This window comes from Kribbella sp. NPDC104218 (assembly GCF_055584105.1).
Window position 1 is genome coordinate 81764 of the sequence record NZ_JBVJMQ010000004.1, and the last position, 25278, is coordinate 107041.

Consider the following 25278-nt stretch of genomic DNA (forward strand, 5'->3'; position numbering starts at 1 on the left):
CTGACGGGGACGGTGTGCCCGCGGCTTCGCGCTCTGCGCGAGAAACTGATACAGCGCGCTCTGCGCGAGAAGATGTGGCTCCCGAGCTGTTGGAAGCTCGGATTCGTGGTCTGCAGCATGCGCTGGGGCAGTTGCTGGAGCATGCGCGGCGGCTGACGCACGGCGAGCACCAGCGCGCCGTCCAGCTGCACCGGCAGTTGCAGGAGGCGACTCAACTCGCCCGTCGTGAGTCCCAGGCACAGGTCAACGCCAAGACCGCGGCTGCCCTCGCTGAGGCCGAGCCGGCCGCGCGTCTGCTGGCCGACCGTCTGGCGCCCGGTCTGGCCGCCATTCCGCCGAACGACGCCCGCTGGCGCTCACGGCAGCTGGTTGGCGCGGGCGTGCCGCCGTACGTCCGGATCGGTGAGCTGGAGGCCGGTGCGCCGGTCGTCGTACCGCTGCTCCGGACCAACGGGTGGAAGGTCACCGCGGACCGCAACGAGTCTGCTCGCCGCCTCCTGCAGAGCGTCGCGCTACGCCTGGTTGCGGCGGCTGAGCCGTTCCGGCTGCGCATCGACGCCTTCGACCCCAAGCTGACCGGAATGATGGGTCTGCTCGGGCATCTGACCACGAAGTACCCGCAATTGGTGCCCAGGGCAACCCACACCGCGGAGCAGCTGCACACCGTGCTGTCCGGTCTGGTCGATGTCTCGTCGCTGCGCGCCAGCCGGCAGGCGCAGCTCGGCCACCGCCGCTTCGAGGACCTGATTCGGGAGACCGGTCGCGTCACCGATCCGTACCGGCTCGTCGTGCTGTTCGACTACCCGTCCGGTATCGACCAGCTGGCCCAGCGCGACCTGCTGCGGCTCGCCGCTACTGCTGGCGAGCGGGGCATCTGTTTCCTGGTGCATCACGACCCCTCTGCCGCAGCGGACAGCGAGATCGACACTAAACAGCTGCTTGACCTACTGAACCCGGTAGCGATCACTGGCGACCGAGCCGAGGCGGCCGCGCTGGCTGGTGTCGCTGCGAAGCTCGACCCACCATTCGATGCGAACGTTGCCGCAGGCATCTGCGATGTGGTGGCCGAGCTGGCGGAGATCGCTGTACTGCCGACCATCGACTTCGAGCGCACCCTGCCGGACCGCATCACCTGGTGGCAGCCGGTCACCGACGAAATCGGCACGGTCATCGGGTACGACGACCGCACGCCGGCTCTGGTCCGGCTGCGCAGTGGCAACCCCGCGCTGCCGCATGTGCTCGTCGGCGGCGCAGTCGGGCAAGGTAAGTCGAACCTGTTGCTCGTGCTGATCCACGGCCTCGCCGCGCGCTACGACCCGGCCGACCTGGAGATGTACCTGCTCGACTTCAAACACGGTGTCGAGTTCTCTGCGCTGGGCCCGGCGGGGGAGCGGGAGCACTGGCTACCGCACGTGCGGGTGCTGGGGATCCATAGCGACCGTGCGTTCGGTCTTGCGGTGCTGCGGTACCTGTCGGACGAGCTGGCGCGGCGCAGCGAGATCTTCAAGGCGCACGGCAACGTTGCGGACATTGCCGAGCTCGCACCGGGGCCGGAGCGGCCGCCGCGCATCCTCGTCGTCCTGGACGAGTTCCAGGTGCTGCTCGAGGACGACGACGAGCTGGCCGACGAGGCGGCGAAGCTGCTGGAGCGGCTGGTCCGGCTGGGCCGTGCGTACGGCGTCCACGTCGTACTGGCGACGCAGACGATCGAAGGCGTCAAACGGCTGTCGACGCGGCGCGACGCCATCTTCGGACAGGTGCCGTACCGGATCGCTCTGAAGACGACACCGGCCGACTCGCAGGCGATTCTGCGCGGTGGGAACACTGCGGCGGCGGAGCTGCAATTCCGCGGCGAAGCGGTGCTGAACGCGAACTTCGGTTCCCCTGACGACAACCAGCATGTGCTGGTCAGTTTCGCGGACAAGGCCGTACTGGACGACCTGCGGCATGAGCTGTGGCAGCGAGCCGGTACGACGGTGCATCCGCCGCGGGTGTTCCATCTGGCCGAGCCGGCCCGGCTGACGGATACGGCGGCCGCAGTGAAGCCGGAGCTGGGTCGACCGTGGACAGGGCTGCCGATTGCGGTCACCGAGGAGCCGGTGCAGGTCGAAGTCCGGCCGGAGCCCGGTGCCGGCGTCCTGGTGCTTGGAGACGGGCCGGCGGACGCACTCGGCGTCCTGACTGGGCTCGCGCTCTCGACTGCCGCTGCTGCGGTGGAGGCGCCGCGCTTCATCTTCATGGACGGGACTGACTCGGCGCCTGCGGTTGCTGACGGCAAGTACGCGTTGGTCCAGGCGCTACGGTCGCTCGGCTGTGAAGTCGAGACTGTCGACAAGCACGGCGACATTGCGCCCCGGCTGTTCGCGCTGCGGGACGCCATGCGCAACGGGGAGCTCAGCCACACCTATCTGCTCGGTTTCGGGTTCCACGGCGTACCGCGGATGCAGCTGCACGCGGAGGGGTTCTTCGAGAGCCCGGCGAACGCGCTGCAGGACATCGTGCGCGACGGACCGGCGCAGGGGCTGATCACCTTCGGCTGGTGGAACCGGCTGCATGTCTGTACGGAGCACCTCGGCTACGGCCGGGCGAATGTCGCTACGCACCTCTTCCTGCGGCATCCGCAGGACGGCGTCCGCGCAGTCTGCGGACCGCTTGTCCGGTGGGCCTCGGAGCCGCACCGGGGGCTGCTGTGGGACGGGCTGCATCCGGAGGCACAGGTCGTCGTACCGTTCGCCGCGCTGCGGTCTGACGAGGTCGAGCGCGCAGTGGAGCTGGTACGCCGATGAAGACCGAAGAGCAGGAGTGGTCGGAGTACGTACGGGCGCTGCGCGTCGTCGCAGGGGCGCGGACGGACGCACAGCAGGCGCAGGACCGGCTGACCGCGACCCGGACGCGCGCCGAGGCCTCGGCGCAGAGCGAAGCCGATGCGATGGCAGAGCGCGGCCGACAGGTCGAGGAGCGGCTCAACGCGCTCGCTGAGAAGGCGGCGGCGAGTCTGCAGCGTGCCGGGCTCCCGGCGGACGGCAGACGAGTCAACGTCCCGTTCCCGGAGATCCGGGCGGTGAGCGACCTGGAGTCGGCGGCGGCGCGGCTGACCACGCAGCTGGCCGAGGCGGTCGACGAGCTGGAGGCGGTGCGGGCCGAGGGGCGTGCGCTGCAGGAGCGACGCAAACGACGTACGATCAGCGCCGTCCTGACGCTGGTCGGGTTCCTACTGGTGTGGGTGTTCAGCGGGTTGTTCCCGGCCGCCGTCGCGGCCGCGACGATCGGTGCGATCACCATGCTGGCGGCGTCCCGGATGCTCGGGCTGCCGCGGCTCCCCGGCGCGCGGTGGTGGGGCTGGGGCGGCGCAGGTGTGGTGTACGTCGCCATGGCGGCCGGGCTGCCCTGGTGGCTTGCGATCCTGGTACCGGCGATCGTGGCCGGGACGGCGATCGTGCTGCCGAAGAAGCGCAACTGACATAGGAGTGGGTGCAGGGTGTCCGACGTACAGCGGCTCAAGGAACAGCTGTTCCAGGTCTCGATGGAGGCCAAGCAGGCAGCGGGCGGGCTGGCCGGTTTCAAGCTGCGGTTCACGCAGCACAGCCAGCTGGTGGAGAGCCTGATCGCGGGTACGGCGACCGGTATCGACCGGGACATCTCCGAGATCCTCGAAGCGGCCGGCAAGGCCGTCGAACAAGCCGCCGAGGCCCTCGAGATCGCCTCGGCCGGATGCAAGAGCTACGCCGACCAGATCTGACCCATGCCGTCTGAGCTGCAGCGGGTCGCCCGCGGGCTGGTCGACTGCCTGGACGAGGTACCGCAGGTGATCGACCGCCTGCACCGCACCGCTGCCCGCTGCCGCGAAAACGCCGCCCTGGCCGCCCAAGGCGGCGCCACCACCGCAGCCCACCAGCTGGACGCCGCCGCTCGCTCCTGCGAAGCCGCCGCCCACTACCTCTCCCTGGCGCCCCCCAAAGCCCGCGGCTGGGCCGACCGCCTCGTAACCACCGGCCCCGCCACCAGCAACCCCTCCACCAACTCACCCGACCGCAACCCCCTCACCAGCGGCAGCGACGACCCCACCCCCCTCTCCGTCACCCGCAAACCCTTCGAAGACTTCCGCAAAGCCCACGAAAACGACGACGACCACCTCCCCGACCCTCCCGAAACCCCCGACCTCACCATCCCCGAACCCGCCGACCACACCCCCGAAGAACCCACCGACAAAGAACGCAAAGCCGAAGAAGCCCGCCGGCAACGCCTCCAGTCCGACTACGAGCTCACCCTCGACCAAACCCCCTTCGAAAACCACCGCAAAACCCACACCCCCACCAACGAAGAACGCAAAGCCGAACAAGCCCGCCAAGACCGCCTCCAATCCGGCTACGAGCTCACCCTCACCCCGGACGACCGAACCCAACCCCTCCTCGCCGCCCTGGCAGACCCGCTGGAGACTCCAGAGGCCGTGCAACCGGAGATCGACGTCGAGCCGTTCGGGGTGCCGGGAGAGGAGTTCCAACTCGCTCTGGACCTTCATCCGCTCGAGATCGAGTTCGCGCCGGTGCTCGTCGACCCAGAACGGCGGCTCTTGCCGAAAGAGCAGGAGATCGCGGAGCGGTTGACCGCGGAAGGATGGCGCGCTGACGTGCGGCCGGAGGACCACACTCAGTACAAGACCAGCAATCCCGACGTCGTCGTCCGCAAGGCTCGAGGTGCGGCGGGCGTCGTCGTGGAGTTCAAGACGCCGGAGAGCAGGTCATCGAGTGCGGTGAAGCGGAACATGACGACCGGCAGCACTCAGGCCGGCGCGAGCGGCGAAGTAGTGATCGACGGCAGACCGATCGGTCTGACTGAAGATGTGGCCGTCCGGTCGTACCGTCGTGCGCTCGGTCAGCCCGGCTCCGCGGTTGCGGACGCCGTCCATGTCATTCTCGGTGACGGGCGACTGCTCACCTTCACGAAGGAGAAGTGATGTCCACGAGCGACACCATCTTTCTGGCGGCGGACGACGTCGCGGCGGGTGCGGCGTGGTTGGTGGGGGTGTTGGGGTTGCGGGTGGTGGAGCCTGGTGAGGTGGGGGCGGGGCAGCGGGTGTTGGTGGGGCGGGCGCGGCGGTCGGAGGGCGAGTTGGCTTTTGAGGTGGAGCCGAATGTTTATGGCGAGTGGGATCCCGAGGAGGGGGCTACGGCGTACGACGGGTATCCGGTTGCGGTGCATGTTCGGCGGTTGCACGCTCGGAGGGACGAGGAGGAGCAGGCGCTCGAGGCGCGTGCGGTCTTCGAGGAGCTTGCGGGTGGTTCGGCGTACGCGCTGGTGCTCGACCACGGTATGAGCTGGCTGGTCGCCGCCTACCTGCCCGGCGCCGGCGTCCACGAGTTCCCTCCTCAGACGACGCCTGACCCCGAGGACGCCGAGCTTTGGCAGCCTTGGGTCGTGAGTGCCTGAGGTGTACCTGGTCGCGCCGTTGGAGGAGCCGGGGTGGGTTCTGGACGTCGAGGAGTTTGCGGAGGCGTTGCGGGGGCGGTGGCCTGGGGTGCGGGTTGGGCGGGGGAGTGTTGAGGGGCCGTCGGTGGTGTTGGAGGCGTTGGTGCCGGGGCCGCGGGAGTTGGGGGTGGCGTTGAGTGGGACTGGGCAGGCGGTGAGTCTGGATCCTGCTGACGTGGAGGCGGCGGCTGAGTTTGCGTTGTGGATGGCGGAGAGCGTGTTGCCGGGGCGTGGGCTGCATCTGATCGAGTCGGGGTCGTTCCGCACGGTCGAACTGACCCCGGGGATCACGTCGGCGGCGATCGTCGAGGGGCTTGGCTGACTTCCGGGACTGGGGATTTCAGAAAGTTTTGGGGGATCGCGTCATGAAGTGGGGTGGGGGGCGTCACATCGGTGTACCCATCCCCACAGGGAAGTGGATGTGATCGATGTGGACCGCTGTATCGAGTTGACGCGCCGGGTGCATTGAGGTGGCCGGCGATCCTGTTCCGCAACGGTGCCGCGTACGAGTGTGGTTCGGGGACCACGTCGTCGCGGATTACAGTGCCGAGGCCGAGTTGGCCGAGCGGTATGCGGCTGCGATGTCGCGCCGGTTCGCGGGGTTGAAAGTGACCAGTGAGCCGATTCCCCTGACCGAGGCCGGGCCGAGCCGGCGGTTGCCGGGGGAGCGGTTGTGGGAGGTCGCTCCGAAATGACATCTCGTCGCTTCCGGCTGATTCGCCATCAGGACGTGTCCGGGGTGAGCGGGACCGGGCCGGTCGCCGAGGGCGTGCAGTTCACCGACGGAGCGGTGGCGCTGCGCTGGTACGGCGACTATCCGACCACCACCGTGTGGGACGCGATCGAGTCGGTGATCGCGATCCACGGGCACGGCGGGGCGACCGAGGTCGAGTGGATCGACGCGGAGTCCGGTCCGGACCCTGATCTGACGCTCCCGCCGCGCGAAACGCTGGCCCACCGGCCGTGGCCCGACCTGCACGCGACACCGGAACCACAGGACCCCGATCCGCTGCACAGCGATCGCGGCAACGGCTCGTACGGCGGCGCTCCGCCGTCCGGGTGGTCGCCGTCCCGGGTCTTCCGCTAGCCCTCCCGGCTGCCCTCCACCAGACACGTCCGGATCCAGCGCCGTGGACCCGGCCCCGAACGGAGTGCCGGTGCCGCCTTCCTTTCCGGCACCGGCCTCCAGCCTCCCCTGCCTCGACCCCAGCCGAATGCGAGTCCGGCTGGGGTCGAGCCCTGTCAGCGGTACGCGGCCGAGTGCAGGACGTTCAGGTTGTGGTACGTCGCCGGTCCGTCGCACAGCTCGCGCATCCGCGCCGCGAACTCGCTGGTGTCCGCGCGTGCGGAGTTCTCCATCGCCTCCTCGTAGGAGGTGAACTCGACCACGGTGAAGTAGCGCTCCGGGTCCTCCCGGTCCGTACCGGTGACGCTGTGCACCGGCATCGGTCCGTCGGCGCCGGCTTCGCGTTTGCTGCGGTAGTCCTCCAGCAGCGCCGCGACGTCGTCCGGTCTCGACGTCCGGTACTCGATGACCTGCAGGAATCCAGCCATTTCTGCTGTCGGCTAAGGGGGTTGGGTTTTGTCGGTGGGGCCTGATTGGCTTGTCTGTATGGAGATTCTGGTCCTTGGCGGGACGGCGTGGCTGGGTCGGGAGATCGCGACGCAGGCGGTGGCGCGCGGTCATGCGGTGACGTGCGTCGCGCGTGGTGAGAGCGGTGCGGCGGCGTCCGGCGCGACCTTGGTGCCGGTGGATCGCAGCAGACCCGAGGCGTACGACGCCGTCCCCGCGAAGGAGTGGGATGCGGTGTTCGAGGTGTCGTGGCAGCCGGGGTTCGTGCGCGGGGCGCTGGCCGCGTTCGGGGCGCGGGCCAAACACTGGAGTTATGTGTCGTCGGGGAATGTGTACGAGAAGTTCGACACCCCGGGGGCGGATGAGTCGGCCGCGGTGCGTTCGCCGTTCGAGGGTGACGAGGCGGACAGAACGCAGTACGGCGAGGCGAAGGTCGCGTGTGAGCTGGCGTCGACGGCGGCGGTCGGGGATCGGCTGGTGATCGCGCGGGCCGGTCTGATCGGCGGCCCGGGGGATCCGAGCGACCGGGCCGGGGCGTGGGTCGCGCGAGCAGCGCAGGCGCCGGAGGAGCCGTTGCTGGTGCCGGACTGCCCCGACCTGCCGACTGCTGTGGTCGACGTGCGTGATCTGGCCGCCTGGCTGCTGGACGGCGCGGAGTCCGGGCGGGTGGGCGTTTTCGACACTGTAGGGCCGGCTGTGCCGTTCGGGGAGTGGATCGAGCTGGCGCGGGAGATCGGCGGGCATACCGGGCCGGTGGTGTCGGCCTCGCCGGGCTGGCTGGAGAAACAGGAGGTCGGGCAGTACATGGGGCCTGAGTCGCTGACGATGTGGATGTCCGACCCGGAGTACGCCGGTTGGTCGTGCCGTAGCGGGCAGGCCGCGGGGCTGCGGCATCGGTTCCGGCGGGAGTTTCTGACCGACGTCCTGGCGTACGAGCGTGAGCTGGGTCTGGAGCGCGAGCGTCGTGCGGGGCTCAGCCTGGCGCGGGAGAAGGAGTTGATCGCGGCGCTGCAGAGTTGAATGGTGAGTTCTGGCGTTGGAGAGTGGGTAGATGCGGCTGTTGCTGATCTCGGACACTCATCTACCGGCGCGGGCGAAGCGGCTGCCGGACGTCGTCTGGGCGGCGGTCGACGAGGCCGACGTCGTGATCCATGCGGGCGACTGGGTGCACGTGGCGCTGCTCGACGAGCTGGAGACGCGGGCCAAGCGGCTCGTCGGGTGCTGGGGTAACAATGACGGCGCGGAGCTGCGGGCGCGGCTGCCGGAGGTGGCCCGGGTGTCACTCGACGGGCTCGAGGTGGCCGTCGTCCACGAGACCGGCGCGGCGAAGGGGCGCGAGGAGCGATGCGATCGTGCTTACCCGGGAGTAGACCTGCTCGTCTTCGGGCACAGTCATATCCCGTGGGACACGGTGAGCCCGAAGGGGATGCGATTGTTGAATCCTGGATCGCCGACGGATCGGCGGCGGCAGCCGTACTGCACGTTCCAGACCGCCGTGATCGGCGCCGGCCAACTGAAAGAAGTTGCCTTGCACAACATTTAATCCGGCGGGGCCGTAAGATCAGGACATGACTTCGGCCGGGCGCGGAGGGGTGTCGCCGTACCACCGAGTTACGGCGTCCTCGCGCCCGGCCGATCGTCGTACCGGTCTGTCAGCTGAACCGATTCAGGCGTTCGCTGCTTCCTTGACCCGGGTCTTGAGGCGGTCGCGCACCTCTTCCGGCGTGTAGGCGCGCCGCTTACGCTCGCCGCGCGCGATGACCACGCCCGTGGCGGCAACGCCGACGAGCCCCGCAAGTCCTACGACCTTCCATACCTTCATGCCGACTAACCTAGCGACGTGGACAGCCGCATTTCACTGGATGACGCTACGGAACTGACACGAACAGGTGACATTTGGCTGTTCCGCGGTGACAGTGCCGCCGATCGCGCGATCCAGACCATGACCAACAGTCCCGTCAACCACGTCGGCATGGCGATCGTGATCGAGGACATGCCGCCGCTGATGTGGCATGCCGAGCTCGGCCGCTCGCTGGAGGACGTCTGGACCGGCACGCACCACCGCGGCGTCCAGCTGCACGACCTGCGGGACGCGGTGACCGTCTGGGCGCACAAGTACGGCCAGCGCGCGTGGTTGCGGCAGCTCGACCACCCGGTGACGCGCACGATGGAGGACGCCGTACTGCGGACGGTCGCGCGCCTCGACGGGACGCCGTTCCCGTCGACGGCCCGGCTCGCGTCGCGGTGGGCGCGCGGCCGGATCCCGGCGCTGCGGCGCGGCCGGCGGGAGTTCGAGCTGGAGTCGGCGTACTGCGCGGAGGTGGTCGCGGTGACGTACGAGGAGATGGGCCTGCTGATGAAGGGCCGGCGGCCGAACTGGTACGACCCGGGGCGCTTCTGGAGCGGGGACGAGCTGGCGCTGATGCACGGGGCGAAGCTGGGGGAGGAGATCGGGGTGGACGTTCCGCCGGTGTGAGGTGGCGCGCGCGGAAAGTGTCGGTGGGCTGTGATTGGCTTGCTGTGCGTGGAAACCGAGCCGGAGGAGGCCAGCGATGTACGCCGTCATCGACACCGAGACGACCGGGTTGCTGCCGAGTCACCGGCATCGGGTGATCGAGATCGCGGTCGTGCTGCTGGATGCGCGCGGCCGGGTCGAGGGCGAGTGGGTGACGCTGCTGAATCCGCAGCGCGATCTCGGGCCGCAGCACATCCACGGGATCCTGACCGCTGATGTGCTGGCGGCTCCGGAGTTCGCTGATGCGGCGGGGCAGTTGGGGGAGCTGCTCGCGGGGCGGATGGTCGTGGGGCACAACGTCGAGTTCGACCTGGGGTTCCTGCGGGCCGAGTTCGAGCGGCTGGGCGTCGTCGTCCCGCTGATCACCGAGCGCTCGATGTGCACGATGGCGCTGGCGGGTTATCTGTATCCGGGCGCGAAGCGGACGCTGGGTGCGTGTTGCGCCGCGGCGGGGATCTCGATCGAGGGTTGGCACTCGGCGCTGGCCGATACTCGCGCGACTGCTGAGCTGTTTGCCCAGTATTTGCAGGCGTTTCCGTCGCCGCCGCCGTGGCAATGGGCTTATGAAGAGGTCAGTCGGCTGGGGTGGCCGGCGTTGCCGGGTGGGTCGTTCACGCCGACTGTCCGCCCGGTGCACGCGGGTGGGCGGCATGGGTGGATGAGTCGACTCGTCGACCAGCTGCCGCGCGTTCCCGAACCACCACAGGCGAACTCGTACCTCGCGCTGCTGGACGGCATCTTGGCGAATCGCGAGATCACCGCGTCGGACGCCGACCAGCTCGTGCAGGTCGCGACCGCGCTCGGCCTGACCCGCGCCGAGGTCCACGAGCTACACCGGTACTACGTCTCCGGCCTCGCGCAGGCGTCCTGGTCCGGCGGCCCGATCACCGGCGAGCAGCGCGCCGACCTCGATCGCGTCGCGGTCATGCTCGGCCACCACGAGTCGGACGTCGACGAAGCGCTGACCCAAGCGAGCGCCGGAGCGTACGTCGTCCCCGTCCGCCCAGGCGCCACCGGCTTCCCGCCGGGCAGCACCCTCGTCTTCACCGGCGACATGATCGAATCCCGCGAAACCTGGTGGGACCGCGCCGTAGCCGCCGGCTACACCCCCCAAGAAGCCGTCCGCCCCGACACCACCTTCGTAGTCGCCGCCGACCCCGACAGCCTCTCCGTCAAAGCCCGCACCGCCCGCCACCTCGGCGTCCCCATCATCACCGTCCAAACCTTCCGCAACCTCCTCCCCATTCCCCCCAACCAACAAGCCAGCTAACCCCCACCACCCGCCCGCACACCCTCCGCCGCGCTACCGCGCGGTTCCTGCGGGGCTGCCGCCCGCCTGCCCCGCGAGCGTCCCGTCCGCTGCGCTCCCCTCCCGCACGCTCCCCCTCCCGCCCTCGTCTCCAGCTCCGGGCTGCCGCCCGGCTGTTCCCGGCTGGCGCCGGGCTTCCGCGCTGCCGCGCGACTTCCGGCTGGCGCCGGGCTGTTCGCGGCTGCCGCCGGCCTGTACTGCGCGGGTGCCGTCCGCTGCGCTCCCGTCCCGCAGCTCCTCCGCCCTGGGTTCCCACTCCGGGCTGTCGCTCCGCCGTTCCCGGCTGCGGCAGCGTGCCTTCCGGCTGGCACCGGGACCGCGTTGCTGCGCGGGAGGTGAGGACTGGCCTCGGGGTGTTGCTCTGCGTGGCTGGGAGGTGCTGTCGTCGTGTGTGGTCCGGGTGGTGCGCTGTCCCGGGCTTCCGTGCTGCCGCGTGACTCCCGGCTGTCGCCGGCATTCGCGGCTACTGCCGGCCTGCACTGCATGGGTGCCGTCCGCTGTGCTCCCGCCCCGCAGCCCCTCGTCCCGCCCTTGGTTTCCCGCTCTGGGCTGCCGCTCGGCTGTTCTCGGCTGGCGCCGGGATTCCGCGCTGCCGCGTGACTTCCCGCTGGTGCCGGAGGCGGGTCGGTGTCTGTCCTCCGCGCGGTGGGGAAATGCGGGGAGTTGGATGCAACCGGGTGGGTGGGGTGGGACTCGTTGATGATGTGACGGACGAGTGGAGGTGACTGTGGAGGCGGTGGAGGAGCAGCTTCGGGAGTTGTTCGTGGGGAGTTATCGGCGGCTGGTGTCGCAGGTTTACTTCTTTTGCGGGGAGCTTGGTGAGGCTGAGGATGCGGTGCAGGAGGCGTTCGTGCGTGCTGTGGCGCGGCGGCGGCAGTTTGCGCGGGTGGAGAATCCGGAGGCTTGGTTACGGGTGGTGGCGCTGAATGTGGTTCGGCGGCGGGCCAAGCGGGCTGGGCGGTTTCGGGGGTTGTTCGCGGGGGCTCCGGCGCCGGCGGTGCAGCCGGCGTTGAGTCCGGATCATGTGGCGTTGGTGGATGGGTTCCGGCAGTTGCCGGCGGCGCAGCGGGAGGCGCTGGTGCTGCATCACTTGGCCGATCTGCCGGTGCGTGAGGTTGCGGCGCAGCTCGGCGTCCCGGAGGGGACGGTGAAGGCGCGGTTGGCGCGGGGGCGTGAGCGGCTGGCCGGCTTGGTGAACGAATTTGCTGACGAACCCGTCAAGGAGGCGGACCATGCCTGAGATCAAGGATGCGGGCTTCTCCGTCCAGGAGCAGGTCCGGCAGACCGACTTCGACCAGCTGTTGCAGCGCGGGCTTCGGCGCCGGGCGCGCAATCAGCTACTGCTGGCCGCCGGTGCCACCGTGACTGCGGCCATCGCCGTCGCGGCGCTCATCTTCACGCCGAGCTCGATCACCGGTCAGGAGCCGTCGATCGCGCCGCAGCCGAACGTCACCGACATCAAGCCGGCCCCCGGGCCGCAGGTGCCGGCTGAGGCGGACGGCGAGCTTGCCGGCCTGACGGTCGTCGCACCGAACCGCTGGGCGGCGGCGTGGGAGAAGTGCGCGGGGGACAAGTGCACGTACGCCGCGAAGTTGGTTCGGGACGAGGTGCCGCTGGTGACGCCGGCGCTGAAACGTCCGGTGACGGTCCTGCCGTTCCACGATTCGGTGTCCTCGGACTCGCGGCCGGACCTGGTCGCTGTCTCGTTGCCGGAGGACCTTCCGCAGAACGCGTCCGATCCGGCGTGGCAGGAGGCCAAGCTGTATCACCTCAGCGCTGGTGGACCGGCGGAGAAGCCGGTGCGGTACGTCGGTGAGACGACGACGATCGGTGCCGGGGATCTCGTCACCGGTGAGCTGATCGGCGGCGTGATCACGGTTCTCGACGTCCGCGCGGGTGAGCTGAAGCGGCTGAAACTGCCGGACGGCGTCATGTCCGCGGGCCCGGCGTACCGGGATCAGACCGGTCGGCTCTGGGTGGAGGCTGACCGTGCCGACAGCACGAGCGTGGTGTTGTGGACCGACGACGGTAAGTCCTGGCAGCAGCACGACCTGGCGCGCGACCCGGTGCTGGAGACGAGTACGGCCTATCTGGCGGTTTCGCCCGATGGGAAGACCGTGATCGCGCTCCCGGTCGGTGACGGGAGTGACACCGCGGACACGCTCCTGGCCGGCTCGATCTCGACGGATCGCGGCCAGACCTGGAGCAAGCTTGACCCGACGGCCTGGGGGCTTGTCGAGCAGCACGTGACGATGACCGATCGTGGCGTCATGTTCGTCGGCCAGGCTGAGAAGGCGAATCCGAAGTCAGTCGGGGTGTACCTGCTCGGGGAGGACGGGCAGGCGGAGCGTCAGGAGGGCTTCCCGAAGCTGCGGTCCTTCCGTAGTGAAGGTGACCTCTACTACGGCCAGACCGGTCCGCGTACGGCGTCCATCTCCACCGACGCCGGCAAGACCTGGACCGACCTCCCCCTCAACTGACCCCACCACCGGCCGGGGCCCCACCAGGCCCCGTCCGGTTAGGGTGCGAGGCGTGGACATAGCCGAGTTGGGACGCCGGACGCCGAGGTGCTTGCTGGGCTCGAGATGGGCGGCATCCCGGTCGTCGCGGCGCTTGGCCGGCATACCGGGCTGCCGTGTGCGTTCGTCCGCAAGAAGGCCAAGGAGTACGGCACTCGCCGCCTCGCGGAGGGCGCGGACGTCGCTGGTCGCCGGGTGACCATCGTCGAGGACGTCGTCACCACCGGCGGCCAGATCGTCTTGTCGACAGCCGACCTCCGCGCAGCCGGCGCGACAATCACCGACGCGCTCTGCGTCATCAACCGCAACGACCGGACGCCGACCGCCCTCACCGAGGCCGGCCTGACGCTGCACGCGCTCCTGACGCCGGAGCAGTTGAAGTCGAGCTGAGACGGTAGTGCGCAGGGGCCTGGCCGTACTGGCGTTTGAAGGCTTTGGTCAGCGCGAACTCGGTGCTGTAGCCGGTCTGGCCGGCTATCTGGCGTAGGGGGTGCGTAGTTGTGCGTAGCTGCTGGGCAGCCAGGGTCAGACGCCACCAGGTGAGGTAGGCCAGCGGTGGGCGGCCGACAGCCGCGGTGAAGCGTTTGGCGAAGGTCGCGCGGGACAGGTTGGCGAGTGCGGCCAGGCCGGCGACTGTCCATGGACGGCTCGGTTCGGTGTGGATCCCGTGCAGGGACGCCATCAGCGCCGGGTCAGCCAGGACGGTTGCCCAGCCGGCAGTGGCGCGGTCGTCGAACCAGGCCCGGAGGACGAAGAGCAGCAGCGCGTCGACCAGGCCCGCGAGAATCGCTGATGTCCCGGCGCGCGGCGAGCTGAGTTCGGTCCCGAGCAGCTCGATGGCCGCGCGGAGAGACGCGTGCCGGCCCAGCCGCTGCGGAAGGTGCAAGACCTCTGGGAGTTCGTCCAGCAGCGGGTGGCTCGCTGCCCGGTCGAAGTAGTAGGCGGCGCAGAGCAAGCGGGTGGCGCCCTCGCCGGGAACGTCGTCCGGGGTGGCGTCGAAGTCGACCAAGGGACTGTCGAGCTGGTCGGCCAGGGCATAGCCGGTGCCGTGCGGGATGAACACCACATCGCCGACTGTCAGCTGCAGCGGCGCACCGCGCGCCGGGATCAGCCAGCACGACCCGGCCAGCAACACATGGCACCCCGCGCCGTCGCTCGGCGGGAAGCGAATCCCCCACGGCGCCTCGGTCCGCGTCCGTGCCGCATGTGGCCGGCCGGTCCGTAAGGCGGCCAGCACGTCGCTCAGGACATCCATCCGATCAGCGTACGACGCAGACGATCGGATATGCAGTCAAGTTCTCCGGACATGTCCGTCACAGCCCAGAGTTCCTACGGTGGAGACATCTCATCACGGAAGGATTCTCATGGCATTGTCGGTTGTCGTCGGAGCCGGTGCTACCGGGCGGGCCCTGGCCCGGATGCTCGCGGGGGAGGGCGAGCAGGTTCGCCTCGTCACCCGGAGCGGGTCCGGGCCGCAGCATCCCGGGATCGAGCGCATCGCGGCCGACGCGTGTGACGCCGACCGGCTCGGCGCGGTCAGCGCGGGTGCGGTCACGCTGTACAACTGCGCGATGCCGGCGTACGACCGCTGGCCGAGCGACTGGCCGCCGCTCGCGGCCGCTTTGCTCAGTACAGCGGAACGCGTCGGCGCGGACTACGTCATGCTCGGCAACACCTATGCGTACGGGCCGGTCAGCGTCCCGATGACCGAGGATCTGCCGGCGGCCCCGAGCACGGTGAAAGGGCGCGTCCGCGCACAGATGTGGGCCGATGCGGTGGCGGCGCACGACGCCGGCCGGGTACGCGCCACCGAGGTGCGGGGGAGCGACTTCCTCGGTGGCGACGCTCTGTCCGTTTACAACCTCGTCGTCCTTCCACAGCTGCTGACCGGCGCCGAAGCGACCTACCCAGGCGACCTGGACGTCGTCCACAGCTGGACCTCTGTCGACGATGCGGCGCGCACGCTACTCGCCGCTGCTCGCTGCGACGACGCCTGGGGTCATGGCTGGCACGTTCCGTCCACCTCCACCCTGCCGGTCCGCGCGTTGACCGCGCGGCTGGCTGAGCTGGCAGGCGTGCCGCAGCCGCGGCTGAGCCCGATGACGATGGCCGAGCTGACCCGGCTCGGAGCGCAGGATTCGATCATGGCCGAGCTGATCGAGATGCAGTACGCCGATCGTGAGCCGCACGTCCTCGACTCCACCCGGACCGAGGCTGTGCTCGGCGTCCGGGCGACGCCGCTCGACGTCGTCCTGCGGGAGACGGTCGCCGCCTTGCGCGGCCAGGCCTAGTCGGCTTCTTCGATTTCGAAGCGGAGTTGTTTGCCGGAGCGGATGCGTTCGATGGCGGCCAGGCAGGCGGGGTCGCTCATGTGGACGCCGATCTCGGCGAGTTTGTGGCGCAGGACGCGGGCGGCGTCCTCGGCGGAGCGGGCGCTGGACTCGTTGATCGCCTCGATGGTGGTGGCGGTGAGCTTCTCGCGGATGTCGGGGTGGGCCTCGTGGATTTCGTGGGTGATCCTGAACTCCGTCATCGCGGTTCCCTTCCGTGCCGGCGTGGTGCCGGTGCCCAGCCTAGGCCGGGTGGGCGTGGTTCAGGCGAGGACGCGCGTGACGAAGGCGCCGAGGTGCGTGCCGAGTCGGCGGACGCGCTCCTCGGCGGGGGCGGTGTCGCCCTGGGGGACGGCGAGGTCGCGCAGGCCGCGCAGGTAGAGCGAGCAGGCGAGGTCGGCGCAGATGTAGGTGCCGACGGTGTTGCCGTCACGCCCGGCGGCGCCGGCCCGGCGCGCCGCGAAGAGGGCGACGTCGGTGACCTGGTGGGCGGTGTTGCACAGGTCGCACAGGCCCGTGCCGCGCCGGGGTTTGCCGCTGGCCTGGGTGGTCACCGCGATCCCGGTGACGGCGTCGGCGTGGCGGACGACGAGGTAGCCGCGGTTGGGCGCCTTCGGGTCGCGCCAGCCGAGGAAGTCCAGCGACTCCCAGGGCAGCTCGGCGAAGCCGCGCGGCAGGGTCATCGCCTTGACCAGGCTCTTCGTCGAGTTGACGAACGAGCGTCTGATCTCGTCCGCGCTGAGCGATTCCATCGTGCGGCCTCCGGGTCGTTGACGATCCATCAGACCGAACGCGCCGCGGCCGTGCAACCGAAATACGGCGAGGTATGTGGCGGTGCGATCACGATCGGTGTGGGCGGGTTCGGCGGCCCGGCCGGGTGGGGACACTGAAGATCAGTGTTGGCTAGGTCGAGGGGTCCGCCGATGATCGACACGAGACTGCGGCGCTGGGTGCGCCCGTTGTTCGGGCGGATGCGCTCGGGCCGGCGGACGCCGGAGAGCTACCGGCCGCGTGGGACGAGTTCCAAGGTGAGCCGGTTGGCCGACCGGTACGACGCCGACGTGGACGTCGCGTTCCAGCGGCTCTGGCCGAAGGCGCGGATCTACCACGATCGCGAGTTCACCCGCGACCGGGCGGACTTCCTGCTCGTCGTCCGCGGCCGCGGGGTGATGGTGGAGACGAAGGTGAAGAGCGACCCGGGGCTGTTCCGCGGGTCGACGCTGCCGCCGCTGCTCGACCGGCTGCAGCGGGACGGACGCCGGTTGGTCGTGGTGCTCAATCAGGGTGACCCGACGCCGGCCCGGGAGTTGGTCGCGAGCAAACTCGGCGACAAGGGCTGTGTCGTCGTGTGGTCAGGCCCTGAACATGACGCCGATCTGCATCTGGCGGTGGAGACCCTGCTGCGCCAGATGGTCCGCCACTAGTCGCTAGCAGTCGGTCGGGGTGGTTTTACCGCCGTCGACGATCCAGCGCGTGTTCTGCTGCTGGACGCGCATCTGGTCCAGCCAGCGGGTCGGGACGTCGGCGGGCAGGACGGACTGGTTCGCGGAGTCGACCGTCCGGGCGGCCGCGGTGTCGTAGCAGGCGGTCACGATGACGCCGTTCGACGCGAGCGTGCGCTTGGCCCAGAGGACCTTGGTCGCCCCGGTGTTGCGCAGCCGCTTGGCGCGGTAGTACTTCGCCTGGACGCTGATCGACTGGAACAGCTTCGTCGTCATCACCGGGCGGAGCTGCTCGGTCTTGGCGCCGCCGCTGCGCATCATCTGGTCGAGCGCGACGCGGTAGTCGTAGTACGCGTTGACGACCGGGTCGCCCGAGGCGACCGCGGGGCTGCCGACCTCCTCGGTCAGCGTCTGCTTCGATGCCTTCTTGGCGCCGGGGGACGACGCGGCGATGGACGACGCCTCGTTGCCGCACCCGGCGAGCACCATCGCGGGGACGAGTGCGGTCACTGCCAGGTTCCGAATGCGCATGCCGAACCTCCACTCAGGGCGTGCCACGGCGGACGAGGCCGTACGGCACTGACCGTGTAACGCGACGGCACGGATCGTGGTCACTGTGACCTGGATCACAACCACCCCCTACCGGGGTACTGGACGCAGGTTGGCTCCGTGGCCGGAGGTGCCGCGCCCGCCGAATTTCTAGCGTTGGACTCACCGATCAAGACCTGGAGAGACCATGACGCAGCTACTCGCGGAGCACCCGGCCCGGGCCGGCTTCCTCCGCGCCACCCTGAGCGGACTCGCGGACGCCGCCCGCCTCGTCCCCCGCGGCCTGTCGCTGATGGCCGACGCCGTCACCCCCCGCCGGAACCTGGCCCGCACCCCCGAAGCCGCCAGCTGGCCCGAAACAACCCCCGACCAAGCCGAGCCCACAGCAGACGCCGCCGCCGAGGGCGGGGGCGAGCCGCGCGGAGGGGGGCGGGGGATGGGGCGGGTGGGGAGGTTGGGGGGTGGGTTTGCGGGGGTGGTGATGGGGTTGGTGGCTTGGTTGTTGTTGGTGGTTTTGGCGATTGCGGTGTTGCGGGGGCCGTTGTACGGGCTGGTGGTGCGGGGGCCCTACGGGGCGGGGACGTGGGGCGGGCCGACGCTGGCCGGGGCGTGGGCGGTGCATGCGGCGGTGTCGGTGCCGATCGTGGTGCTGCTGACCCTGGTGCTGCGGGGGATCACCAGGTTGCACGCCGCGCTGCTCCGCCGGCTCAGCGGGGAGCGAACCTCGAAGTGGGTGCTTCCGGCAACTATCGCGATCTGCGTGGCGGGAACGTTCTTCTTCCTGTCCTGGCTCGCTCAACTGTGAAAGGGTTCTCATCATGCTCGACGTTCAACAGCTCCTCGCGGGCTGGCCGCGCGGTCGCTGGGGGATCGCGGCCGCCGTCGGAGTCACGGCGACTTTCTTCCTGACCACACTCGATACCCTGCAGCACTACGCTTACGGGTTCCTGCTCTTGCCGGTGCTTCTCGGGCTGGCTCGTGCGTTCGCGCTGGCGGCCGTCTTCTACCAGCCGCAGGTGGCGCTCGGCGTCTCGCTCGCGATCACCGCGGTCATGGCGCCGCTGTCCGCGCCGAACGGCGCGAGCGAGCCCTGGCCGTGGGCGGCTTCGGCTGTGTTCAGCCACTCGATCCTGCTCGCGCTGGCCGGCGCTCGCGGGATGCCGCGGCGGGAGCTGATCGGCTGGTGGCTCGCAGCCCAGGCGTTCAGCCTGGTCGCGGTGATCGGGGCCGTGGTGCTGGGCTTCTACACAGGCTGGGCCGCGCTGGTAATCATGGTGGTGCTCTCGGCTGTCGGCGCTGGTGTCGGTGACGTGCTCCGGTCGGTCAACGAGACGCGTAGTCAGTTGGCTGTTCAGGAGACGATCACTGAGGCGGAGCGGTCGGAGCGGTCGCGGCTGCAGGAGCGGGCCCGGATCGCGCGTGAGCTGCACGATGTGGTGGCGCATCACCTGTCGGTTGTCGTCGTCCGCGCCGATAGTGCGCCGCATCGGCTGCCTGGGCTGACGGACGGCGTCCGCGCGGAGTTCGCCGATATCGCGGAGGCGGCGCGGTCCTCGCTCGCCGAGATGCGGCGGGTGCTGCGGATCCTGCGTGAGGAGCAGCCGGACGCCGAGCTCGAGCCACAGCCCGGCCTGGAGCAGCTGTCCGAGCTGATCGCCGCCCATCGGGAGGCCGGCGCGTCGATCGAGGTCGATGTCGAGTCGGTCCTGGACGTCGACCCGGCGGTGCAGCTGACGACGTACCGGGTCGTCCAGGAGGCGCTGAGCAACGCGGTCCGGCATGCGCCGGGGGCGCGGATCGAGGTGGAGATCCGGCGGACGGCGTCCATGCTGGTGGTCCGCGTGCGCAACGAGCAGGGCGGCCCGGTGATGACCGGGGGCAGCGGGCACGGGCTGATCGGGATGCGCGAGCGCGTCGAGCTGGTGGACGGCGCGGTGACGGCGCGGCCGACCCCGCAAGGGGGTTATCTGGTGGAGGCTCTGCTCCCGCTGCAGGAGGTGACTCGTGTCGATCCGGGTGTTGATCGTTGACGACCAGGAGATGGTCCGCGCCGGGTTCGGCGCGCTGCTCGGTGCGCAGCCGGATATCGACGTGGTCGGCCAGGCCGGGAACGGCGCGGAGGCGGTCGCGCAGGCGGCCGAGCTGCGGCCGGATGTGATCTTGATGGACGTCCGGATGCCCGTGATGGACGGGCTGACCGCGGCTCGCGAGATCCTCGCCGTCCCGGACGCGCCGCGGGTCGTCATGCTGACCACGTTCGACCTCGACGACTACGTGTACTCCGCGCTGCGCGCCGGGGCGAGCGGCTTCCTGCTGAAGCACTCGACCCCGGACGAGCTGGCCGCGGCGGTCCGGGTGGTCGCCGCCGGGGACGCGCTGCTCGCGCCGTCGGTCACCCGCCGGCTGGTCGAGGACTTCGCCCGCTCGCAGCCCGCGGTGGTCGCGGCCCCGACGAAGCTCACGCCGCGGGAGACCGAAGTACTGCGGCTGGTCGCGCGCGGGCTCGCGAACCGGCAGATCGCGGCCGAGCTGGTGCTCGCGGAGCAGACGGTCAAGACGCACGTCAGCAGCATCCTGACCAAACTCGACCTGCGGGACCGGGCGCAGGCGGTCGTCTACGCGTACGAGGCGGGCGTCGTCGTCCCCCGTCCGCGACACTGAGGTCATGGACGTACTGGAGCGGCTGCGCGCGTTGTGCCTCGCGATGCCGGAGGCGACCGAACGGTTGAGTCACGGCGAGCCGACGTGGTTCGTGCGGGACAAGAAGGTGTTCGTGAACTTCGCGAACCAGCATCACGACGACCGGATCGGCCTGTGGTGCGCGGCGCCGCCGGGCGTCCAGGAGGCGCTCGTCGCCGAGGACCCCGAGCACTTCTACCGCCCGCCGTACGTCGGTCACCGCGGCTGGCTCGGCGTCTACCTGGACGTCGACGTCGACTGGGACCACGTCGAGGACCTGGTCGAGCAGGCCTACCGGCAGATCGCGCCGAAGACGCTCATCGCCCGCCTGGACGAGATCTAGTCGGTCTGAGGCTGGGCGGGCTCGGGGAGGCGGGGGAGTTCATGGCTCCAGTAGGGAGCAGCTGACGGCGCGGACCAGCTCCAGGCCTGGATCTGGCTCGGGTGGCGGCGGCCCATCAGGGCGCGGAACAGCTCGTACGTCGAGGTGCTGGCCTCGGCAGGCGGGCCGTCGCCGGCCAGGAACCACGTGCCGTGCTCGGTGTGCAGGGTGAGCGGGCCGGGTTCGTCGAGGATCCAGGCGAGCGCGGCCAGCTGCAGCTCGGTCGGCGGGCGGCCGCTGCCGAGGACGGCGTGCAGGTCGGCTTCGTGGGTGCCGGCGTCGGCCCAGAGGTTGCAGACGAGCGGGTGCGTGCTGGCCCGGATGACGGGCTCGATGTCGGCCGCGGCCCACTCGTCGAGGATCGCGGCCAGCGACCGGTCGCGCCGGGCGTCGACCTGGACGGCGGTCCACGGCGGCGAGGGGGCGTCGTCGAGGTTGTCGGCGAGGAAGTCGGCCGCGACGCCGGCCAGATGCGAGACCAGGTTGTGCACGGTCCACTCCGGGCAGGCGGGGACGATCCGGTCCAGCGCGCCGGGGTCGAGATCGCGGACGGCGGCGATCACCCGGGCGCGGGTGTCGGCGTACAAGGTGGCGTTGGTCATCGGATCCATGTTCACCTGACGAACGGGCGGACGCGAGATCGACACACACCGGTCGCGAGTTGTGCTTGCATGTGGGTATGCACTCACGCGCAGGCCAGCCCGCCCAGCCCGAGGACCTCGTCGACGTGTCCGCACTGCTCGCGGCGTACGACAGCATCACGCCGGACGTCGAGAATCCCGCGCAGAAGGTCGTCTTCGGGACATCGGGCCACCGCGGCTCGAGTCTCGACGGCGCCTTCAACGAGGCGCACATCCTGGCCATCACCCAGGCGATCTGCGAGTACCGCGCCGGGGAGGGCACCAGCGGCCCGGTCCTGGTCGGCCGCGACAGCCACGGCCTGTCCGAGCCGGCCTGGCGGACGGTGCTCGAAGTCCTCGCCGGCAACGGCGTCCAGACGCTCGTCGACAGCGCCGACCGGCTGACGCCGACGCCCGGCGTCTCGCACGCGATCCTGCGGCTGAACCGGGTCGAGCGCGCGGGCGCGGACGGGATCGTCATCACCCCGTCGCACAACCCGCCGCGGGACGGCGGCATCAAGTACAACCCGCCGCACGGCGGCCCGGCCGACTCCGACGCGACCGGCTGGATCGCCGCCCGGGCCAACGAGCTGATCGCCGGCGGTAACCGCGACGTCCGCCGGACGCCGTTCGAGCAGGCCCGGCGCGCGGCCGGCTCCTACGACTTCCTCGGCCACTACGTCGACGACCTGCCGTCGGTCCTGAACCTGGACGCCGTCCGCTCGGCCGGGGTGCGGATCGGCGCCGACCCGCTCGGCGGCGCGAGTGTCGACTACTGGGCCGCGATCGCCGAGCGGCACCGCCTCGACCTGACCGTGGTGAACCCGCGGATCGACCCGGCCTGGTCGTTCATGACGCTCGACCACGACGGCAAGATCCGGATGGACTGCTCCTCGCCGTACGCGATGGCCTCGCTGGTCGCCCAGCGCGACGCCTACGACGTCGCCACCGGCAACGACGCCGACTCCGACCGGCACGGCATCGTCACCCCGGATGCCGGCCTGATGAACCCCAACCACTACCTCGCCGTCGCGATCTCCTACCTGTTCGCGAACCGCCAGTGGGGCCCGGACGTCGCCGTCGGCAAGACGCTGGTGTCGTCGTCGCTGATCGATCGCGTCGTCGGCGATCTCGGCCGGCGGCTCTGGGAGGTGCCGGTCGGGTTCAAGTGGTTCGTGCCCGGCCTGATCGACGGCTCGGTCGGCTTCGGCGGCGAGGAGTCCGCGGGTGCGAGCTTCCTGCGCTTCGACGGCACGGTGTGGACGACGGACAAGGACGGCATCCTGCTCGCGCTGCTGGCCAGTGAGATCACGGCCGTCACCGGGGCGACGCCGTCCCAGGCGCACGCGAAGCTGGTCGAGCGGTTCGGCGCTTCGGCGTACTCGCGGGTCGACGCACCGGCGAGCCGCGAGCAGAAGGCGAAGCTGTCCGCGCTCTCGGCGGACGCCGTCACCGCGACCGAGCTGGCCGGCGAGCCGATCGTCGACCGGCTGACCAGCGCGCCCGGTAACGGCGCCGCGATCGGCGGGCTCAAGGTGACGACCGAGTCGGCCTGGTTCGCCGCCCGCCCGTCCGGCACCGAGGATCTCTACAAGATCTACGGCGAGTCCTTCAAGGGCGCCGACCACCTCGAAGAGGTCTTCGTCGAGGCCCGCGAGGTCGTCTCGAAGGCGCTCGGCTAACCGACGTACTCCTCGATCAGCCGGTCCAGATCCGCGGCGGGGTCATTGGTGATCCCGCTGTGGATCGGCCCCGCGTGGATGACGGTGCTGCGCGGCGCGGCGAGCCAGCCGAACCGCTCGTTGGGTTTGACCTTGGCGGCCGGCCCGGCCGCCGGGTCACCCGCGCAGATCGCGCAGATGTGCTCCAGGGACGCCTTGAGGGCGTCCCGGTCGAGGTCGCCGTACAGGGCGCTGACCCGCTCGGGGGTGAAGTCCCAGGCGGCGGCCAGGAAGTCGAGGTCGCGGCAGTAGACGATCGCGCCGATGTTGATGAACTCGCCCCGCTCGACGCGCGGCGCGCAGCGCAGGATGACGTAGTCAAACGGCACCAGCGCGCTCATGCGGCACCTCCCGGCACCCAGGCCGACCTGTTCGCGAGCCGGGCGAGCAGGTATTCCAGGTAACGCTCGCGATCGCCCTCGGTCAGCCACTCGTCCGGGACGAGCGCGATCACCTCGGTGAGCAGCTGTGGCGTGATCCGCGCCGCCAGCGACTCGTCGACTCCCGCGAGGACGTCGGACGCCGCGTCCGCGAAGACGTGGTCGTGGTAGTCGAACGGGAGGGTCGCGAACCGCTCGGCCGGCATCCACGAGTGGTGGAAGTACAGCGCGGCGCCGTGGTCGATCATCCAGAGCTGCTTGTGCCAGACGAGCAGGTTCGGATTGCGCCAGGACCGGTCGACGTTCGCGGTGAACGCGTCCAGCCAGAGCACCTCGGCCTGCAGTTTGGCGCCGGGGTTGAACGTGACGTCGTAGCCGAAGGAGCCGGGCAGGAAGTCGACGGCGAGGTTCAGCCCGGCGCTGCGGATCAGCAGCTCCTGGATCTCGAAATCCGGCTCGGACCTGCCGATCGCGGGATCGAGCTGGATCAGCTTCAGCTCCGGCACCCGCAGGCCGAGCCGCCGGAACAGCTCGCCGACGATCACCTCGGCGACCAAGGCCTTCGGGCCCTGGCCCGCGCCCTGGAACTTGATCACGTACGTCCCCAGATCGTTGCCTTCGACAACAGCAGGCAGCGATCCGCCCTCCCTCAGCGGCAGCACGTACCGCGTCGCGGCGACCATCGGCAGACTCACAGCCAGACCCTAACCCGTTTCCCGCGCGGGTACCGGCGGAGGGTGAAACTTCCGTCCATCGGAGTCGAAGAAGAACTCCTGCTGGTATCCGCCACCGGCGACCCGCTCCCGCGCAGCCAGGCGGTCGTCGACGAGCTGCCCGACCTCGACGTCACCCTCGAACTCACCCGGGCTCAGGTAGAGACGAACAGCCCGGTCTGCGACTCTGCGGCCGAGCTGCACACGGCGCTGACCGGACTGCGCAGAGAGCTTGCGCAGGCCGCGGCCGGTGAAGGTGCTCGGGTGCTAGCGATCGCCGTCCCGCCGCGAGGTGTCGCCGCGCAGCTGGTCACGCAGCAGGCGCGCTACCGCGAGATGGCCGATCGCTACGGCCTGCTGGCCCGGGAGCAGGGAGTCTGCGGGTGTCACGTCCACGTCGACGTACCGGACCAGGAGGCGGCGATCCGCGTCTCCAATCACCTGCGCCCGTGGCTGCCTGCCCTACTAGCGTTGACGGCTAACTCGCCGGTGTATCTGGAGCAGGACACCGGGTTCGCGAGCTGGCGCTGGGTGCTGTGGTCGCGCTGGCCGAGTGCCGGGCCGCCGCCGTACCTGGAGTCCGCCGAGCACTATGACGCACTGGTCGCGATGCATCTGGCAGCGGGCACGATTCTGGACGAGCGGATGATCTATTGGGACGTGCGCCCGTCGAGTCACCTGCCGACGGTAGAGGTCCGGATCAGCGACGTACCGCTGACAGTCGATGAAACCGTCCTGCTCGCGACGCTCTGCCGTGCGCTGGTGATGACTGCCCTCGACGGCGACCACGGCCCGCAGCTGGAGCCGGAGATCCTCCACGCGGCGTACTGGCTCGCTGCGCGGGATGGTCTGAGCGGAACCGCGCTGGAGGTGTCGACTGGGCAGACGCTGCCCGTGCGGGAGCTGCTGGCCAAACTGCAGCAGTACGTCGCTCCGGCGCTGCAGCAACTCGGGGACGAGGATCTCGTCACTGAGGGGATCGAACGGCTGCTGGTCGACGGCAACGGCGCTATCCGCCAGCAGCAGGCGTTCCGGGCCGGGAAAGATGTCGTCGATCTGACGGAGATCACATAATCTGCT

The 25278-nt window shown here is 70.0% G+C and carries 31 protein-coding genes; 22 read left to right on the plus strand and 9 right to left on the minus strand.

Annotated features, from left to right (window positions below):
* The first annotated feature begins 89 nt into the window (after positions 1-89).
* The 7 genes from ACZ6ZD_RS31435 (at position 90) to ACZ6ZD_RS31465 (ending at position 6553) form a co-directional block, all read left to right on the plus strand.
* Entirely contained in the window at positions 90-2786 is a 2697-nt protein-coding gene (locus ACZ6ZD_RS31435; RefSeq protein WP_465677560.1) for an FtsK/SpoIIIE domain-containing protein, read from the plus strand.
* Complete coding sequence (locus ACZ6ZD_RS31440) at positions 2783-3460, plus strand: hypothetical protein (protein ID WP_465677561.1); 678 nt, start codon at positions 2783-2785, stop codon at positions 3458-3460. The genes ACZ6ZD_RS31435 and ACZ6ZD_RS31440 overlap by 4 nt, the downstream gene beginning before the upstream one ends.
* Before the next feature lie 18 nt (positions 3461-3478).
* Positions 3479-3739 carry a hypothetical protein gene (locus tag ACZ6ZD_RS31445; RefSeq protein WP_171678531.1) on the plus strand — a complete coding sequence of 87 codons (261 nt, stop codon included), beginning with the start codon at positions 3479-3481 and terminating at the stop codon, positions 3737-3739.
* Positions 3740-3742: 3 nt separating this feature from the next.
* Positions 3743-4954: a hypothetical protein gene (locus tag ACZ6ZD_RS31450; protein WP_465677562.1), complete on the plus strand. Its 1212-nt coding sequence runs from the start codon at positions 3743-3745 to the stop codon at positions 4952-4954.
* The gene (locus ACZ6ZD_RS31455; protein ID WP_465677563.1) at positions 4954-5427 is read left to right on the plus strand and encodes a hypothetical protein; all 474 of its coding nucleotides are present in this window, start codon (positions 4954-4956) and stop codon (positions 5425-5427) included. Before ACZ6ZD_RS31450 ends, ACZ6ZD_RS31455 begins: the two co-directional genes overlap by 1 nt.
* Positions 5420-5788: a hypothetical protein gene (locus ACZ6ZD_RS31460; RefSeq protein ID WP_465677564.1), complete on the plus strand. Its 369-nt coding sequence runs from the start codon at positions 5420-5422 to the stop codon at positions 5786-5788. The genes ACZ6ZD_RS31455 and ACZ6ZD_RS31460 overlap by 8 nt, the downstream gene beginning before the upstream one ends.
* 369 nt (positions 5789-6157) lie before the next feature.
* Entirely contained in the window at positions 6158-6553 is a 396-nt protein-coding gene (locus ACZ6ZD_RS31465) for a hypothetical protein (protein ID WP_465677565.1), read from the plus strand.
* 155 nt (positions 6554-6708) lie between these two features.
* On the opposite strand, the gene ACZ6ZD_RS31470 is transcribed toward ACZ6ZD_RS31465, so the two are convergent.
* The gene (locus tag ACZ6ZD_RS31470; protein WP_465677566.1) at positions 6709-7020 is read right to left on the minus strand and encodes a hypothetical protein; all 312 of its coding nucleotides are present in this window, start codon (positions 7018-7020) and stop codon (positions 6709-6711) included.
* A gap of 58 nt (positions 7021-7078) precedes the next feature.
* Between ACZ6ZD_RS31470 and ACZ6ZD_RS31475 the strand changes: the two genes are divergently transcribed.
* Positions 7079-8059 (plus strand): NAD-dependent epimerase/dehydratase family protein, encoded by a 981-nt coding sequence (locus tag ACZ6ZD_RS31475; RefSeq protein WP_465677567.1) that lies wholly within the window; start codon positions 7079-7081, stop codon positions 8057-8059.
* Positions 8060-8090: 31 nt separating this feature from the next.
* Positions 8091-8582: a metallophosphoesterase family protein gene (locus ACZ6ZD_RS31480; RefSeq protein ID WP_465677568.1), complete on the plus strand. Its 492-nt coding sequence runs from the start codon at positions 8091-8093 to the stop codon at positions 8580-8582.
* A gap of 123 nt (positions 8583-8705) precedes the next feature.
* Here the strand turns inward: ACZ6ZD_RS31480 and ACZ6ZD_RS31485 are convergent, their stop codons facing one another.
* Positions 8706-8861, minus strand: coding sequence for a hypothetical protein (locus ACZ6ZD_RS31485; protein WP_165546543.1), 156 nt, complete (start codon positions 8859-8861; stop codon positions 8706-8708).
* Positions 8862-8981: 120 nt separating this feature from the next.
* Here ACZ6ZD_RS31485 and ACZ6ZD_RS31490 point away from each other — a divergent pair, with 120 nt between their 5' ends.
* From ACZ6ZD_RS31490 to ACZ6ZD_RS31510, 5 genes are all read left to right on the plus strand, one after another.
* Positions 8982-9515, plus strand: coding sequence for a hypothetical protein (locus tag ACZ6ZD_RS31490; RefSeq protein WP_465677569.1), 534 nt, complete (start codon positions 8982-8984; stop codon positions 9513-9515).
* Positions 9516-9591: 76 nt separating this feature from the next.
* Entirely contained in the window at positions 9592-10824 is a 1233-nt protein-coding gene (locus ACZ6ZD_RS31495; protein WP_465677570.1) for an exonuclease domain-containing protein, read from the plus strand.
* Between the two features lie 766 nt (positions 10825-11590).
* A complete protein-coding gene (locus tag ACZ6ZD_RS31500; protein ID WP_465677571.1) occupies positions 11591-12103 on the plus strand; it encodes an RNA polymerase sigma factor in 513 nt (170 codons plus the stop codon).
* Positions 12096-13343 (plus strand): hypothetical protein, encoded by a 1248-nt coding sequence (locus ACZ6ZD_RS31505; protein ID WP_465677572.1) that lies wholly within the window; start codon positions 12096-12098, stop codon positions 13341-13343. Before ACZ6ZD_RS31500 ends, ACZ6ZD_RS31505 begins: the two co-directional genes overlap by 8 nt.
* 87 nt (positions 13344-13430) lie before the next feature.
* Positions 13431-13772 carry an orotate phosphoribosyltransferase gene (locus ACZ6ZD_RS31510; protein ID WP_465677573.1) on the plus strand — a complete coding sequence of 114 codons (342 nt, stop codon included), beginning with the start codon at positions 13431-13433 and terminating at the stop codon, positions 13770-13772.
* Here the strand turns inward: ACZ6ZD_RS31510 and ACZ6ZD_RS31515 are convergent.
* A complete protein-coding gene (locus ACZ6ZD_RS31515) occupies positions 13711-14637 on the minus strand; it encodes an AraC family transcriptional regulator (RefSeq protein WP_465677574.1) in 927 nt (308 codons plus the stop codon). The genes ACZ6ZD_RS31510 and ACZ6ZD_RS31515 overlap by 62 nt on opposite strands.
* 109 nt (positions 14638-14746) lie before the next feature.
* On the opposite strand from ACZ6ZD_RS31515, the gene ACZ6ZD_RS31520 reads away from it, so the two are divergent.
* Positions 14747-15673 carry an NAD-dependent epimerase/dehydratase family protein gene (locus tag ACZ6ZD_RS31520; RefSeq protein WP_465677575.1) on the plus strand — a complete coding sequence of 309 codons (927 nt, stop codon included), beginning with the start codon at positions 14747-14749 and terminating at the stop codon, positions 15671-15673.
* Here the strand turns inward: ACZ6ZD_RS31520 and ACZ6ZD_RS31525 are convergent.
* Together ACZ6ZD_RS31525 and ACZ6ZD_RS31530 are read right to left on the minus strand one after the other, a co-directional pair.
* Positions 15670-15915 carry a hypothetical protein gene (locus tag ACZ6ZD_RS31525; protein WP_171678513.1) on the minus strand — a complete coding sequence of 82 codons (246 nt, stop codon included), beginning with the start codon at positions 15913-15915 and terminating at the stop codon, positions 15670-15672. The two genes, ACZ6ZD_RS31520 and ACZ6ZD_RS31525, sit on opposite strands and share 4 nt — an antisense overlap.
* Before the next feature lie 60 nt (positions 15916-15975).
* A complete protein-coding gene (locus tag ACZ6ZD_RS31530; RefSeq protein ID WP_465677576.1) occupies positions 15976-16464 on the minus strand; it encodes an FBP domain-containing protein in 489 nt (162 codons plus the stop codon).
* A gap of 171 nt (positions 16465-16635) precedes the next feature.
* Here ACZ6ZD_RS31530 and ACZ6ZD_RS31535 point away from each other — a divergent pair, with 171 nt between their 5' ends.
* Positions 16636-17136, plus strand: coding sequence for a hypothetical protein (locus tag ACZ6ZD_RS31535; protein WP_465677577.1), 501 nt, complete (start codon positions 16636-16638; stop codon positions 17134-17136).
* A gap of 3 nt (positions 17137-17139) precedes the next feature.
* On the opposite strand, the gene ACZ6ZD_RS31540 is transcribed toward ACZ6ZD_RS31535, so the two are convergent.
* Entirely contained in the window at positions 17140-17685 is a 546-nt protein-coding gene (locus tag ACZ6ZD_RS31540) for a hypothetical protein (RefSeq protein WP_465677578.1), read from the minus strand.
* A 205-nt stretch (positions 17686-17890) separates the two neighbouring features.
* On the opposite strand from ACZ6ZD_RS31540, the gene ACZ6ZD_RS31545 reads away from it, so the two are divergent.
* Genes ACZ6ZD_RS31545 through ACZ6ZD_RS31560 form a run of 4 tightly spaced genes read left to right on the plus strand, consistent with a single transcriptional unit; the run spans position 17891 to position 20725 of the window.
* Complete coding sequence (locus tag ACZ6ZD_RS31545; protein ID WP_465677579.1) at positions 17891-18508, plus strand: hypothetical protein; 618 nt, start codon at positions 17891-17893, stop codon at positions 18506-18508.
* Positions 18509-18521: 13 nt separating this feature from the next.
* Positions 18522-19733, plus strand: a complete 1212-nt coding sequence (locus ACZ6ZD_RS31550; RefSeq protein WP_465677580.1) for a sensor histidine kinase — start codon at positions 18522-18524, stop codon at positions 19731-19733.
* A complete protein-coding gene (locus ACZ6ZD_RS31555) occupies positions 19708-20364 on the plus strand; it encodes a response regulator (protein ID WP_465677581.1) in 657 nt (218 codons plus the stop codon). Before ACZ6ZD_RS31550 ends, ACZ6ZD_RS31555 begins: the two co-directional genes overlap by 26 nt.
* A 4-nt stretch (positions 20365-20368) precedes the next feature.
* On the plus strand, positions 20369-20725 hold the full coding sequence (locus ACZ6ZD_RS31560; protein WP_465677582.1) for an MmcQ/YjbR family DNA-binding protein: 357 nt from the start codon (positions 20369-20371) through the stop codon (positions 20723-20725).
* Here the strand turns inward: ACZ6ZD_RS31560 and ACZ6ZD_RS31565 are convergent.
* The gene (locus ACZ6ZD_RS31565; protein WP_465677583.1) at positions 20722-21366 is read right to left on the minus strand and encodes a maleylpyruvate isomerase N-terminal domain-containing protein; all 645 of its coding nucleotides are present in this window, start codon (positions 21364-21366) and stop codon (positions 20722-20724) included. The two genes, ACZ6ZD_RS31560 and ACZ6ZD_RS31565, sit on opposite strands and share 4 nt — an antisense overlap.
* Before the next feature lie 77 nt (positions 21367-21443).
* On the opposite strand from ACZ6ZD_RS31565, the gene pgm reads away from it, so the two are divergent.
* Positions 21444-23066 (plus strand): phosphoglucomutase (alpha-D-glucose-1,6-bisphosphate-dependent), encoded by a 1623-nt coding sequence (gene pgm, locus ACZ6ZD_RS31570; protein ID WP_465677584.1) that lies wholly within the window; start codon positions 21444-21446, stop codon positions 23064-23066.
* On the opposite strand, the gene ACZ6ZD_RS31575 is transcribed toward pgm, so the two are convergent.
* Together ACZ6ZD_RS31575 and ACZ6ZD_RS31580 are read right to left on the minus strand one after the other, a co-directional pair.
* The gene (locus ACZ6ZD_RS31575) at positions 23063-23446 is read right to left on the minus strand and encodes a DUF3037 domain-containing protein (protein WP_465677585.1); all 384 of its coding nucleotides are present in this window, start codon (positions 23444-23446) and stop codon (positions 23063-23065) included. The genes pgm and ACZ6ZD_RS31575 overlap by 4 nt on opposite strands.
* Positions 23443-24180, minus strand: a complete 738-nt coding sequence (locus ACZ6ZD_RS31580) for a HipA family kinase (RefSeq protein WP_465677586.1) — start codon at positions 24178-24180, stop codon at positions 23443-23445. Before ACZ6ZD_RS31580 ends, ACZ6ZD_RS31575 begins: the two co-directional genes overlap by 4 nt.
* A gap of 42 nt (positions 24181-24222) precedes the next feature.
* On the opposite strand from ACZ6ZD_RS31580, the gene ACZ6ZD_RS31585 reads away from it, so the two are divergent.
* Positions 24223-25272 carry a carboxylate-amine ligase gene (locus ACZ6ZD_RS31585; protein WP_465677587.1) on the plus strand — a complete coding sequence of 350 codons (1050 nt, stop codon included), beginning with the start codon at positions 24223-24225 and terminating at the stop codon, positions 25270-25272.
* The last annotated feature ends 6 nt before the right edge of the window (positions 25273-25278 follow it).

What these genes read in the sequence shown, in the direction of transcription:
- ACZ6ZD_RS31440 (WP_465677561.1), top strand. Translation starts at nt 2,783, where the DNA reads ATGAAGACCGAAGAGCAGGAGTGGTCGGAGTACGTACGGGCGCTGCGC.
- ACZ6ZD_RS31450 (WP_465677562.1), top strand. Translation starts at nt 3,743, where the DNA reads ATGCCGTCTGAGCTGCAGCGGGTCGCCCGCGGGCTGGTCGACTGCCTG.
- ACZ6ZD_RS31455 (WP_465677563.1), top strand. Translation starts at nt 4,954, where the DNA reads ATGTCCACGAGCGACACCATCTTTCTGGCGGCGGACGACGTCGCGGCG.
- ACZ6ZD_RS31465 (WP_465677565.1), top strand. Translation starts at nt 6,158, where the DNA reads ATGACATCTCGTCGCTTCCGGCTGATTCGCCATCAGGACGTGTCCGGG.
- ACZ6ZD_RS31470 (WP_465677566.1), bottom strand. Translation starts at nt 7,020, where the DNA reads ATGGCTGGATTCCTGCAGGTCATCGAGTACCGGACGTCGAGACCGGAC.
- ACZ6ZD_RS31475 (WP_465677567.1), top strand. Translation starts at nt 7,079, where the DNA reads ATGGAGATTCTGGTCCTTGGCGGGACGGCGTGGCTGGGTCGGGAGATC.
- ACZ6ZD_RS31480 (WP_465677568.1), top strand. Translation starts at nt 8,091, where the DNA reads ATGCGGCTGTTGCTGATCTCGGACACTCATCTACCGGCGCGGGCGAAG.
- ACZ6ZD_RS31485 (WP_165546543.1), bottom strand. Translation starts at nt 8,861, where the DNA reads ATGAAGGTATGGAAGGTCGTAGGACTTGCGGGGCTCGTCGGCGTTGCC.
- ACZ6ZD_RS31490 (WP_465677569.1), top strand. Translation starts at nt 8,982, where the DNA reads ATGACCAACAGTCCCGTCAACCACGTCGGCATGGCGATCGTGATCGAG.
- ACZ6ZD_RS31495 (WP_465677570.1), top strand. Translation starts at nt 9,592, where the DNA reads ATGTACGCCGTCATCGACACCGAGACGACCGGGTTGCTGCCGAGTCAC.
- ACZ6ZD_RS31505 (WP_465677572.1), top strand. Translation starts at nt 12,096, where the DNA reads ATGCCTGAGATCAAGGATGCGGGCTTCTCCGTCCAGGAGCAGGTCCGG.
- ACZ6ZD_RS31515 (WP_465677574.1), bottom strand. Translation starts at nt 14,637, where the DNA reads ATGGATGTCCTGAGCGACGTGCTGGCCGCCTTACGGACCGGCCGGCCA.
- ACZ6ZD_RS31520 (WP_465677575.1), top strand. Translation starts at nt 14,747, where the DNA reads ATGGCATTGTCGGTTGTCGTCGGAGCCGGTGCTACCGGGCGGGCCCTG.
- ACZ6ZD_RS31525 (WP_171678513.1), bottom strand. Translation starts at nt 15,915, where the DNA reads ATGACGGAGTTCAGGATCACCCACGAAATCCACGAGGCCCACCCCGAC.
- ACZ6ZD_RS31530 (WP_465677576.1), bottom strand. Translation starts at nt 16,464, where the DNA reads ATGGAATCGCTCAGCGCGGACGAGATCAGACGCTCGTTCGTCAACTCG.
- ACZ6ZD_RS31535 (WP_465677577.1), top strand. Translation starts at nt 16,636, where the DNA reads ATGATCGACACGAGACTGCGGCGCTGGGTGCGCCCGTTGTTCGGGCGG.
- ACZ6ZD_RS31540 (WP_465677578.1), bottom strand. Translation starts at nt 17,685, where the DNA reads ATGCGCATTCGGAACCTGGCAGTGACCGCACTCGTCCCCGCGATGGTG.
- ACZ6ZD_RS31545 (WP_465677579.1), top strand. Translation starts at nt 17,891, where the DNA reads ATGACGCAGCTACTCGCGGAGCACCCGGCCCGGGCCGGCTTCCTCCGC.
- ACZ6ZD_RS31550 (WP_465677580.1), top strand. Translation starts at nt 18,522, where the DNA reads ATGCTCGACGTTCAACAGCTCCTCGCGGGCTGGCCGCGCGGTCGCTGG.
- ACZ6ZD_RS31560 (WP_465677582.1), top strand. Translation starts at nt 20,369, where the DNA reads ATGGACGTACTGGAGCGGCTGCGCGCGTTGTGCCTCGCGATGCCGGAG.
- ACZ6ZD_RS31565 (WP_465677583.1), bottom strand. Translation starts at nt 21,366, where the DNA reads ATGACCAACGCCACCTTGTACGCCGACACCCGCGCCCGGGTGATCGCC.
- pgm (WP_465677584.1), top strand. Translation starts at nt 21,444, where the DNA reads ATGCACTCACGCGCAGGCCAGCCCGCCCAGCCCGAGGACCTCGTCGAC.
- ACZ6ZD_RS31575 (WP_465677585.1), bottom strand. Translation starts at nt 23,446, where the DNA reads ATGAGCGCGCTGGTGCCGTTTGACTACGTCATCCTGCGCTGCGCGCCG.